Origin of the sequence: Pseudomonas sp. TH31 (genome assembly GCF_016650815.1) — a bacterium.
Taxonomy (GTDB): Bacteria; Pseudomonadota; Gammaproteobacteria; order Pseudomonadales; family Pseudomonadaceae; genus Aquipseudomonas.
In genome coordinates, this window is sequence record NZ_JAEKEZ010000006.1 from 125,304 (window position 1) to 136,522 (window position 11,219).

The 11,219-nt window shown below is 59.9% G+C and carries 7 protein-coding genes and 2 pseudogenes; 6 read left to right on the forward strand and 3 right to left on the reverse strand.

Translation table 11 applies throughout. The features are described from left to right. Positions 1-28: 28 nt before the first annotated feature. Complete coding sequence (gene bioB, locus JFV26_RS03715; protein ID WP_201189820.1) at positions 29-1,084, reverse strand: biotin synthase BioB; 1,056 nt, start codon at positions 1,082-1,084, stop codon at positions 29-31. A 92-nt stretch (positions 1,085-1,176) separates the two neighbouring features. Between bioB and JFV26_RS03720 the strand changes: the two genes are divergently transcribed. From JFV26_RS03720 to rarD, 5 genes and pseudogenes are all read left to right on the forward strand, one after another. After that, a complete protein-coding gene (locus JFV26_RS03720; RefSeq protein ID WP_201189821.1) occupies positions 1,177-1,917 on the forward strand; it encodes a ComF family protein in 741 nt (246 codons plus the stop codon). 184 nt (positions 1,918-2,101) lie between these two features. Then, positions 2,102-2,866 (forward strand): TOBE domain-containing protein, encoded by a 765-nt coding sequence (locus JFV26_RS03725; RefSeq protein ID WP_201190665.1) that lies wholly within the window; start codon positions 2,102-2,104, stop codon positions 2,864-2,866. 58 nt (positions 2,867-2,924) lie between these two features. Beyond that, positions 2,925-4,824 (forward strand): annotated as a pseudogene (locus tag JFV26_RS03730) (PhoX family protein). Positions 4,825-5,005: 181 nt separating this feature from the next. Further along, positions 5,006-5,979: pseudogene (locus JFV26_RS03735) on the forward strand (serine/threonine protein kinase). Positions 5,980-6,142: 163 nt separating this feature from the next. Continuing rightward, entirely contained in the window at positions 6,143-7,030 is an 888-nt protein-coding gene (gene rarD / locus JFV26_RS03740; protein WP_201189823.1) for an EamA family transporter RarD, read from the forward strand. Positions 7,031-7,244: 214 nt separating this feature from the next. Here the strand turns inward: rarD and JFV26_RS03745 are convergent, their stop codons facing one another. Beyond that, positions 7,245-7,763 carry a glycine cleavage system protein R gene (locus JFV26_RS03745; protein ID WP_201189825.1) on the reverse strand — a complete coding sequence of 173 codons (519 nt, stop codon included), beginning with the start codon at positions 7,761-7,763 and terminating at the stop codon, positions 7,245-7,247. A gap of 571 nt (positions 7,764-8,334) precedes the next feature. On the opposite strand from JFV26_RS03745, the gene JFV26_RS03750 reads away from it, so the two are divergent. Continuing rightward, positions 8,335-10,524, forward strand: coding sequence for a malate synthase G (locus JFV26_RS03750; RefSeq protein WP_201189827.1), 2,190 nt, complete (start codon positions 8,335-8,337; stop codon positions 10,522-10,524). 152 nt (positions 10,525-10,676) lie between these two features. Here JFV26_RS03750 and JFV26_RS03755 read toward each other — a convergent pair whose 3' ends face one another. After that, positions 10,677-11,123, reverse strand: coding sequence for a response regulator (locus tag JFV26_RS03755; RefSeq protein WP_201189829.1), 447 nt, complete (start codon positions 11,121-11,123; stop codon positions 10,677-10,679). Positions 11,124-11,219 lie beyond the last annotated feature (96 nt).

The window sequence follows — 11,219 nt, forward strand, 5'->3', positions numbered from 1 at the left end:
CAGCCTTCGGCAGCTCCTACAAAAGCGGTCAGACCGCAGCGTTATAGAACTGCTCGCTGCTCTTCTGCTCGACCAGCGCCTGCTCGATAGCCGCCTGATGCACTTCGTCGGCGTGCTCTTCACGCGCTTCCGGCAGGATGCCCAGGCGCGAGAACAGTTGCATGTCCTTGTCAGCCTGCGGGTTGGCGGTGGTCAGCAGTTTGTCGCCGTAGAAAATCGAGTTGGCACCGGCGAAGAACGCCAGGGCTTGCATCTGCTCGTTCATCGCTTCGCGGCCGGCAGACAGGCGCACGTGGGATTGCGGCATCAGGATGCGGGCGACAGCGAGCATGCGGATGAAGTCGAACGGGTCGATGTCGTCAGCATTTTCCAGCGGCGTACCAGCAACTTTCACCAGCATGTTGATTGGAACCGACTCCGGATGCTCCGGCAGGTTGGCCAACTGGATCAGCAGGTTGGCGCGATCATCGAGGGACTCGCCCATGCCGAGGATGCCACCGGAGCAGATCTTCATCCCCGAATCACGCACATAAGCCAGGGTTTGCAAACGCTCACCATAGGTACGGGTGGTGATGATGCTGGCGTAGAACTCCGGCGAGGTATCGAGGTTGTGGTTGTAGTAGTCGAGGCCAGCGTCGGCCAGCGCAACGGTCTGGTCCTGATCGAGACGACCGAGGGTCATGCAGGTTTCCAGGCCCATGGCTTTCACGCCTTTGACCATCTCCAGCACATACGGCATATCTTTGGCCGACGGGTGTTTCCAGGCAGCGCCCATGCAGAAACGGGTCGAACCGATGGCCTTGGCGCGAGCGGCCTCTTCGAGGACCTTCTGCACTTCCATCAGCTTTTCTTTTTCCAGGCCGGTGTTGTAGTGACCGGACTGCGGACAATATTTGCAATCTTCCGGGCAGGCGCCGGTCTTGATCGACAGCAGCGTCGAAACCTGGACCCGGTTAGCATCGAAATGCGCGCGGTGCACCGTCTGCGCCTGGAACAGCAGGTCGTTGAATGGCTGAACGAAGAGTGCTTTGACTTCGGCCAAAGACCAGTCATGACGCAGGGTTGCAGAGGTGCTGGCGCTCATGGGCGTTTCCTTGATTTATGCTTGGCAGGCGGCCGGGGGAATGGAATACCCACAGGCGCGACACGGATGTTTGGCATATTTAAGGAAGAGCGATGCGCTGTCAACCACGATACGAAGGACCGGTTTACATCTGGTTAAAAAACAAACAATCATGTTTGCTCTGCTCAGAGCCCGCCGATGACACCACGCCGATCTGCACAGCCTGCGAAACCGAACTGCCCTGGCTCGGCGATCACTGCCAGACCTGCGCCCTGCCACTGCCCGCGTCCGGCCTGACGTGCGGCCAATGCCTGCAACAACCGCCGGCCTTCGAGCGAGTAGCGGCGCCGTGGAGTTACAGCTTTCCGGTGGACACGTTGATTACCCGCTTCAAGCACAACGCAAAGTGGCCGTTTGGCCGCTTGCTCGGCGAACTTCTTGCGCAATTCCTGCAACATCGCTTCGATGAAGATCTGGATCGACCCGATGCGCTGGTCCCGGTGCCACTGGCCACGAAACGCTTGCGCCAGCGCGGCTTCAATCAAGCAGCGATGCTCGCGAAGTGGCTGAGTGAAAGCCTGGAAATCCCGTGCGATGAAACGCTATTGTCGAGGATTCAGGACACCAGCGCGCAACAGGAACTGAATGCCCAGGCGCGTAGACGAAACCTGCGCAACGCCTTCGCCCTGGCACCCGGCGCGTGCGTCACGGGCCGTCATCTGGCCCTGATCGATGACGTGCTCACTACCGGTGCCACCACGCAAAGCCTCGCCCGCTTGCTGATGGACGCCGGCGCCGCCCGAGTCGACGTCTATTGTCTGGCCCGCACACCCAAACCCGGCGACACAATTTAACTGAACACCACAAAACCCTGTGGGAGCGGGCTTGCTCGCGAAAGCGGACCGGTATTCAACGCAGATGTCGACTGAACTGACGCTTTCGCGAGCAAGCCCGCTCCCACAGGGATTACCGTCTGACTTGACTCCCGCAGCCCAAGCCGCCAACGTCCTCTCATTGCCACAACCCAAAGCCCCTGCCATGTCCTTGCCTTCGTTGTTGTCCCAGCACATTGTCCGCCGTCCGCAGCGCATCGCCCTGCTGCAACACATCGCCGAACAAGGCTCGATCACCCGCGCGGCGAAAGCCGCGGGCCTGAGCTACAAAGCGGCGTGGGACGCCATCGACGAGTTGAACAATCTTGCGCAAAAACCGCTGGTGGAACGCAGCGTCGGCGGCAAGGGCGGTGGTGGCGCCAAGTTGTCCAGCGAGGGCGAGCGCGTCTTGCGGCTGTATCAAAAGCTGCAAGTGTTGCAGGCCCAGGTGCTGGAAGCAGCCGAAGACGCCAGCGATCTGGACTTGCTCGGCCGGCTGATGTTACGCACCAGCGCGCGCAATCAATTGCACGGCAGAGTGATAGCGATTGAATCCCAGGGTCGCAACGACCGCATCCGCCTGGAACTGGCCGAAGGCTTGAGCATCGACGCACAGATCACCCACGACAGTACCCTGCGCCTGGAGCTGCAAATCGGCACCGAGGTCGTCGCATTGATCAAGGCCGGCTGGCTGGAGTTATTGGCCATCGACCAGCCTGCAACACCTGGCAACAATTGCCTGAAAGGCATTATCGAGCAAATTCTCGACGCCGAAGACGGCCCCAGCGAAGTACGCATCGGCCTGCCCAACGGCCAGACACTCTGCGCCCTGGCCGAGCCGCTGCATTTAAGAACCTCCGGCCTCGCCATCGACCAGCCGGTGCTCGTGCAATTTGCGCCGTCCAACGTCCTGCTGGGTACTCCACTCTGAAACAAAACCTTCATTGATGCTCACTAAGGTGACTGCAAAAACCAGCAGGGAGCCTGATGTGAGCCTATTAGAAGAGAACCAACCCACCGACCTGGAAAAAATGGTCGGCCTCAGCCGTCGTGGTTTCATCAGCGCCGGCGCCCTCTGCGGTGCGGCGATGTTCCTCGGTGGCAACCTGCTGAGTCGCAGCGCTCTGGCCGCCAGTGTCAGCGCCGGCTCGAGCAAATTGCTGGGCTTCAACAGCATCGCCGCCGCTACGACTGACGTCATCACCCTGCCGCCGGGCTACAAATCCTCGGTATTGATCAGTTGGGGCCAGCCTCTGCAAAAGAATGGCCCGGTCTTCGACCCGAGCGGCAACGGCACCGCCCAGGCCCAGGAAGTCCAGTTCGGCGACAACAACGATGGGATGAGCCTGTTCGGCTTCCCCGGCGACCACGACCGGGCGCTGATGGCAATCAACAACGAATACACCAACTATCGCTACCTCTTCCCCCATGGTGGCATGCCGCAATCGGCGCAAGACGTGCGCAAGGCCCTGGCCTGCGAAGGCGTGTCGGTGATCGAAGTACAACGTCGCCGTGGCCAGTGGGAATTCGTTCAAGGCTCGCGCTACAACCGCCGCATCCACGGCAACTCGCCGCTACGCTTGAGCGGTCCGGCGGCCGGTCACGAATGGCTCAAGACCAGCGCCGACAAGCACGGCAAGAAAGTCCTCGGCACCTTCCAGAACTGCGCCAACGGCAAGACGCCTTGGGGCACTTACCTGACGTGCGAAGAGAACTTCACCGATTGCTTCGGCAGCAGCAACGCCGAGCAAAAATTCGATGCCGCGCAAAAACGCTACGGCGCCGTGGCCGCCAGCAAGGAAATCAACTGGCACCCACACGACCCGCGTTTCGACCTGGCGAAGAATCCTAACGAACTCAACCGCCACGGCTGGGTGGTGGAAATCGACCCGTTCGACCCGCAATCGACCCCGGTCAAACGCACCGCCCTGGGCCGTTTCAAGCATGAAAACGCCGCGCTGGCTGAAACCAATGACGGTCGCGCCGTGGTCTACATGGGCGACGACGAGCGCGGTGAGTTCATCTACAAATTCGTCAGCCGCGACAAGATCGACCACCGCAACCCCAAGGCCAACCACGACCTGCTGGACCACGGCACCTTATATGTCGCGCGTTTCGACGCCGGCGACGGCAACGCCGATCACCCGAAAGGCCAGGGCCAGTGGATCGAACTGACTCACGGCAAAAACGGCATCAATGCCAACAGCGGTTTTGCCGATCAGGCCGAGGTGCTGATTCACACGCGCCTCGCGGCCAGCGTCGTCAGCGCCACGCGCATGGACCGTCCGGAATGGATCGTCGTCAGCCCCAAGGATGGCCAGGTTTATTGCACCCTGACCAACAACGCCAAGCGCGGCGAAGACGGCCAACCCGTGGGCGGGCCGAACCCAAGGGAGAAAAACGTTTATGGGCAGATCCTGCGCTGGCGCACCGACCGTGATGATCACGGCTCGGAAAGCTTTGCCTGGGACTTGTTCGTGGTCGCCGGCAATCCGGGGTTCACGCCGGCACGCCGAAGGGCGGCTCGTCGAACATCACGCAGCAGAACATGTTCAACAGCCCGGATGGCTTGGGTTTCGACGAGGCCGGGCGCTTGTGGATTCTGACTGATGGCGATTCGAGCAATACCGGGGACTTCACGGGTATGGGCAATAACCAGATGCTTTGCGCAGATCCAGTGACCGGGGAAATTCGCCGGTTCATGGTCGGGCCGATTGGTTGCGAGGTGACGGGGATCAGCTTCTCGCCGGATCAGAAAACCCTGTTTGTCGGGATTCAGCATCCCGGGAGAACGGCGGTTCGACCTTCCCGGAGCACCTGCCGAATGGCAAGCCGCGGTCTTCGGTGATGGCCATTACCCGTGAAGATGGCGGGGTCGTCGGCGCCTGATCGGGCTCCTCGCGGGCAAGCCTCGCTCCTACAAGGATCTGCATAAATCCTATAGGAGCGAGGCTTGCCCGCGAAGGCGGCTGCCCAAACACCACTCATCTCAAGCCCAGGCCCTAAAGAAGCCCCGTCTGCGCTACCATGCTTGGCCGGACGCGGCAGCCTGCTGCGCGCAGGAGTCAGCATGGCCCACCCGTTTGCAACCCTCACCCCAGACCTCGTGCTCGATGCCGTCGAAAGCATCGGCTTTTCAGCGACGCGCGCATTCTGGCGCTCAACAGCTACGAAAACCGCGTCTACCAGGTCGGCATCGAAGACTCCGAGCCGCTGATCGCCAAGTTCTATCGCCCCCAGCGCTGGACCAACGAAGCGATTCTCGAAGAACACCAGTTCACCTTCGAACTCGCCGAATGCGATGTGCCGGTGGTCGCGCCGATGATTCACAACGGTGCCAGCCTGCATGAACACGCCGGGTTCCGCTTCACCCTGTTCCCCCGCCGTGGCGGCCGGGCGCCGGAGCCGGGCAATCTTGATCAGCTGTATCGCCTGGGCCAATTGCTCGGACGCTTGCACGCCGTCGGGGCAACCAAACCGTTCGAGCACCGTGAAGCACTGGGCGTGAAGAACTTCGGTCACGATTCGCTGAATACCTTGCTTGAAGGCAATTTCGTCCCGAAAAGCCTGCTGCCGGCCTACGAGTCGGTGGCCCGCGACCTGCTCAAACGGGTGGAAGAGGTCTACAAGGCCACGCCGCACCAGAACATCCGCATGCACGGCGATTGCCACCCCGGCAACATGATGTGCCGCGATGAGATGTTCCACATCGTCGACCTCGACGACTGCCGCATGGGCCCGGCGGTGCAAGACATCTGGATGATGCTCGCCGGGGATCGTCAGGAATGTCTCGGACAGTTGTCGGAATTGATGGACGGCTACAACGAGTTCCACGACTTCGACCCGCGGGAATTGGCGCTGATCGAACCGCTGCGGGCGTTGCGCCTGATGCACTACAGCGCCTGGCTCGCCCGCCGCTGGGATGACCCGGCGTTCCCCCACAGTTTTCCGTGGTTCGGGAGCGAGCGGTATTGGGGTGATCAGGTGTTGGCGTTGCGTGAGCAGTTGTCAGCGCTTAATGAAGAACCTTTGAAACTTTTTTAATTTCAAGATCAAAAGATCGCAGCCTTCGGCAGCGCCTACTGGTGTACACCGTTCCCCTGTAGGAGCTGCCGAAGGCTGCGATCTTTTCGCTTTTCAGAAGCGACATGTCTATACAACCGCCTTACAATCCCCACTTTGTTAGCTGCCTAAGCAAGGATTCTGCATGCAAGCTGCCAACCCGCGTCGCGGGTACATCCTGGGCCTGAGTGCCTATATCATCTGGGGACTTTTCCCCATCTACTTCAAAGCCATCGCCTCGGTGCCGGCTGTAGAAATCATCATCCACCGGGTGCTCTGGTCCGCGCTGTTCGGCGCCTTGTTGCTGATGGTCTGGAAACATCCGGGCTGGTGGCGCGAGTTGCGCGACAACCCGAAACGGCTGGCAATCCTGGCCCTGAGCGGCACACTGATCGCGGCCAACTGGCTGACCTACGTCTGGTCGGTGAACAACGGACGGATGCTCGAAGCCAGCCTCGGTTACTACATCAATCCGCTGGTGAACGTGTTGCTGGGGATGTTGATCCTTGGCGAACGGCTGCGGCGCATGCAATGGCTGGCGGTGGGTCTGGCGGCAGTTGGCGTGGCGCAACAGGTATGGCAGGTTGGCAGTCTGCCGTGGGTTTCGCTGGTGCTGGCGCTGACCTTCGGTTTCTACGGGCTGATCCGCAAACAGGCGCCAGTCAAGGCATTACCGGGGCTGGTAGTGGAAACCTGGATGCTCGTACCGATTGCAACGGCCTGGCTGCTGTTCAACCCGGCAGCGGGCAGCGCGCAGGCCGAGTTCTGGACCACATCCGAAGCCTGGTGGCTGGTGGCCGCCGGCCCGGTGACACTGGTGCCTCTCGTCTGTTTCAACGCGGCCGCTCGGCATTTGCCCTACACCACGCTCGGATTTCTCCAGTACCTGGCACCGACATTGGTTCTACTGCAAGCCGTTCTGCTGTTTGGTGAACATCTGTCGTCCAGCACCCTGGTGGCGTTCATCTTTATCTGGGCCGGCCTGGCGGTTTACAGCGTCGACGCGGTGATCAGTATGCGTCGCCGCCGCTGATCAGAAAACGTACAAATCTCTACAGGCCACGTCTTCCGTGGTCTGCATCAATCCTTCCCAAGGTTATCCACAGCGTGATCCCCGCCGTTTGTGCGCAACTTGTTGAAACTGCTGGTTTTTTGATCAGCCCCTGAAGAACCCCGGCCGGCGTGGCCTGGCGGGGTGTCTCTACAGGTTATCCACAGGCAGGTGCACGTATAACTTGGATAACCTGTCAGGGATCACTGCGCAGCACCAACTCAACCATCAAGTCATCGGCCAGGGTTTCCAGCCGTGATTGCAGCACGTCCAGGGACAGGGTCAGCGGCACCGCGAGAATCGCTTCGGCGTGGAACAGCGGCTCGCTGCTCATCGGCGCCGGGCGTACTTCGGTGACCAGACGCTCCAGGTTCACACCCTGCTCGCTCAGCAAACGCGTGATGTCGCGCACGATTCCCGGCCGGTCATTGCCCACCAGTTCCATGGCAATCGGCTTCCAGGTGCAGGATTGCTCGATGCCACTTTCAGCGATCAGCACCCGAATGCCCTGGGCGGACAACGCTTGCAGGGCATCGACCAATTCGTCGTAGGCTTCTGCCGGTACGCCCACCCGAAGAATCCCGGCGAACTGTCCGGCCATGCGTGACATGCGGCTTTCCAGCCAGTTGCCGCCATGCTCGGCGATGCATTGGGCAATGCGCTCGACCTGCCCTGCCTTGTCCAGCGCGAATACGGTGAGTACGAGGTGGTCCATGGCGCAGCCCTCTTGTCATGACTTTTGTTATAGAAGAGCAAGTATAGGCAAGGGCTGATTCTGCGCTGAATCGTCTGACGCCATCGCGGGCAAGCCTTGCTCCTACAGTTTTACATCGTTCTCAAATTCTGACTCGCCCCAACCCCGTAGGAGCAAGGCTTGCCCGCGATGGACACACCGCCGACACCCCTGCAGAAACACAAATCGTGTACAAGTTTTTATATTTAACTGGAACAATCCAATAGTTTTTTGAGAACATCCTGTTCCCCAGCGTGACCGCAATGCGTCACGGGGTCGCAGAACGACGTAATTAGTCTGATTTTCACAAGCGCAATTCATCATGTAGTATGCCGCAGCGCGCACTACATAACGTTGGATCGATGTCTGCCACCGGCACACTCGCAACCCTGAAAGCCCCGTCAGCAAGGCCTCCAAGCCGTTGATTGGACCGAACCCAGCCGTCCGCAAGGGCATGTACTGGCGGACGGGTTTGTGGTTTAAATGACCAGAGGCTTCATTGTCAAAATTGAAGAGCTGAAAAGCGAAATAGCTGAGCAGAGTGAGGCAAGCAATGACTGAACACGTTCAAGTCGGTGGCCTGCAGGTCGCCAAAGTCCTGTTCGACTTCGTGAACAACGAAGCCATTCCCGGTACCGGCCTCACCGCCGATAAGTTCTGGGCCGGTGCCGACAAGGTCATTCATGACCTGGCGCCGAAGAACAAAGCCCTACTCGCCAAACGCGATGATTTCCAGGCTCGTATCGACGGCTGGCACCAATCCCGTAGAGCTCCTGGGAAAGCCCAGGTGCATGACGCCCTGGCCTATAAAGCCTTCTTGCAAGACATCGGTTATCTGCTGCCAGAAGCGGCTGATTTCCAGGCAACGACGCAAAACGTCGATGACGAAATCGCCCGCATGGCCGGCCCGCAACTCGTGGTGCCGGTGATGAACGCGCGTTTCGCGCTCAATGCCTCGAACGCCCGCTGGGGTTCGCTGTATGACGCGCTCTACGGCACTGACGCCATCAGCGAGGCTGACGGCGCGGAAAAAGGCAAAGGCTACAACAAGATTCGCGGCGACAAGGTGATTGCCTTCGCCCGTGCCTTCCTCGACGAAGCCGCGCCATTGGCCGCTGGTACTCACGTCGACTCCACCCGCTACACGATCGTTGACGGCAAACTGGTGGTCGCCCTCAAAGGTGGCAGCAACACCGGGCTGCGCAACGACGCGCAATTGATCGGTTTCCACGGCGATGCTGCGGCACCGACGGCGATCCTGCTGAAAAACAACGGCCTGCATTTCGAAATCCAGGTCGATGCCAGCACCCCGGTCGGCCAGACCGACGCTGCCGGCGTCAAAGACATCCTGATGGAAGCCGCGCTGACCACCATCATGGACTGCGAAGACTCCGTCGCCGCCGTCGATGCCGACGACAAAGTGGTGATCTACCGCAACTGGCTCGGCCTGATGAAAGGCGATCTGTCAGAAGAGGTCTCCAAGGGCGGCAAGACCTTTACCCGCACGATGAACGCCGACCGCACCTACACCGGCGTCGATGGCCAGGAACTGAACCTGCACGGTCGTTCGCTGTTGTTCGTGCGTAACGTCGGTCACCTGATGACTATCGACGCGATCCTCGATAGTCAAGGCAACGAAGTGCCGGAAGGCATCCTCGACGGTCTGGTGACGTGCCTCGCGGCGATCCACAGCCTCAACGGCCACAACTCGCGCAAGAACAGCCGTACCGGCTCGGTCTACATCGTGAAGCCGAAGATGCACGGCCCGGAAGAAGCGGCGTTCACCAACGAGCTGTTCGGGCGCATCGAAGACGTGCTCGACCTGCCGCGCAACACGCTGAAAGTCGGGATCATGGACGAGGAGCGCCGCACCACGGTCAACCTAAAGGCCTGTATCAAAGCGGCCAGCGAGCGCGTGGTGTTCATCAACACCGGGTTCCTCGACCGCACCGGCGACGAAATCCACACCTCCATGGAAGCCGGGCCGATGGTGCGCAAGGCCGACATGAAGGCCGAGAAGTGGATCGGCGCCTACGAGAACTGGAACGTCGATATCGGCTTGAGCACCGGCCTGCAAGGTCGTGCCCAGATCGGTAAAGGCATGTGGGCCATGCCGGACCTGATGGCCGCGATGCTCGAACAGAAAATCGCTCACCCGCTGGCCGGCGCCAACACCGCGTGGGTGCCATCGCCGACTGCTGCTGCGCTGCACGCGCTGCACTACCACAAGGTTGACGTGTTCGCCCGTCAGGCCGAACTGGCCAAACGTGCGCGCGCTTCGGTGGACGACATCCTGACCATCCCGCTGGCCGTCAATCCGGACTGGACGCCAGAACAGATCAAGAACGAACTGGACAACAACGCCCAGGGCATTCTTGGCTACGTGGTGCGCTGGATCGATCAGGGCGTGGGTTGCTCGAAAGTGCCGGACATCAACGACATCGGCCTGATGGAAGACCGTGCGACGCTGCGTATTTCCAGCCAGCACATCGCCAACTGGCTGCGTCATGGCATCGTCACTGAAGCTCAAGTGATGGAAAGCCTCAAGCGCATGGCGCCGGTGGTTGACCGTCAGAATGCCAACGACGCGCTTTACCGTCCGCTGGCACCTGACTTCGACAACAACATCGCCTTCCAGGCGGCGGTCGAACTGGTGATCGAAGGTACAAAACAACCGAACGGTTATACCGAGCCGGTTCTGCACCGTCGTCGTCGCGAGTTCAAGGCTGCCAATGGCTTGTAACTGAACGCTGACGCCAGACATGAAAAAGCCCTGATCTTTCGATCAGGGCTTTTTTGTTTGAGGCAAAGTCAAAAGATCGCAGCCTTCGGCAACTCGTACAGGTCAGCGCAATCCCATGTAGGAGCTGCCGAAGGCTGCGATCTTTTAGCGTTTCACAAATCCATCCCCAACTCATGTTTGACCAACGCCAGCAACTTGTCGGTATCAATCGGCTTCAGCAGAAAATCCACGACGCTCAAATGCATCGCAGCGATGGCGTCTTTCACGTCGGCATCGCCGGAAACGATGATGATCGGCATGGCCGCACGGACCGACTCGCGCACTTCGCGGATCAAGTCCAGGCCATCGACATGCCCCATCCGCAGATCGGTAATCACCAGGCCAATCGAAGGCGTTGTGTCCAACAGTTTGAGCGCAGTCTCACCACTGGCGGCGGTCATGCAACGTACGCCATCCAGCGCAAGGATCTCCGACAGCAGTTCTCGAGCGTCTTTGTCGTCGTCAACGATCAACACCCGCTGCGGCGGAAGATCGGGTTCCAGCATGATCGCACTGAGCGCCTCGCGCTCGGCGTCACTCAAAATATCGTGGTCGGACATGGCTTACTCTACGTTTTCAATTCAATCCCCTAGCACAGTGGTCAGACATCGCTAAGCAGAGCTTCAATGTGCACTTCGTCGGATATTTTTCCTAGA

What these genes read in the sequence shown, in the direction of transcription:
- JFV26_RS03755 (WP_201189829.1), bottom strand. Translation starts at nt 11,123, where the DNA reads ATGTCCGACCACGATATTTTGAGTGACGCCGAGCGCGAGGCGCTCAGT.
- bioB (WP_201189820.1), bottom strand. Translation starts at nt 1,084, where the DNA reads ATGAGCGCCAGCACCTCTGCAACCCTGCGTCATGACTGGTCTTTGGCC.
- JFV26_RS03720 (WP_201189821.1), top strand. Translation starts at nt 1,177, where the DNA reads ATGCGCTGTCAACCACGATACGAAGGACCGGTTTACATCTGGTTAAAA.
- JFV26_RS03725 (WP_201190665.1), top strand. Translation starts at nt 2,102, where the DNA reads ATGTCCTTGCCTTCGTTGTTGTCCCAGCACATTGTCCGCCGTCCGCAG.
- rarD (WP_201189823.1), top strand. Translation starts at nt 6,143, where the DNA reads ATGCAAGCTGCCAACCCGCGTCGCGGGTACATCCTGGGCCTGAGTGCC.
- JFV26_RS03745 (WP_201189825.1), bottom strand. Translation starts at nt 7,763, where the DNA reads ATGGACCACCTCGTACTCACCGTATTCGCGCTGGACAAGGCAGGGCAG.
- JFV26_RS03750 (WP_201189827.1), top strand. Translation starts at nt 8,335, where the DNA reads ATGACTGAACACGTTCAAGTCGGTGGCCTGCAGGTCGCCAAAGTCCTG.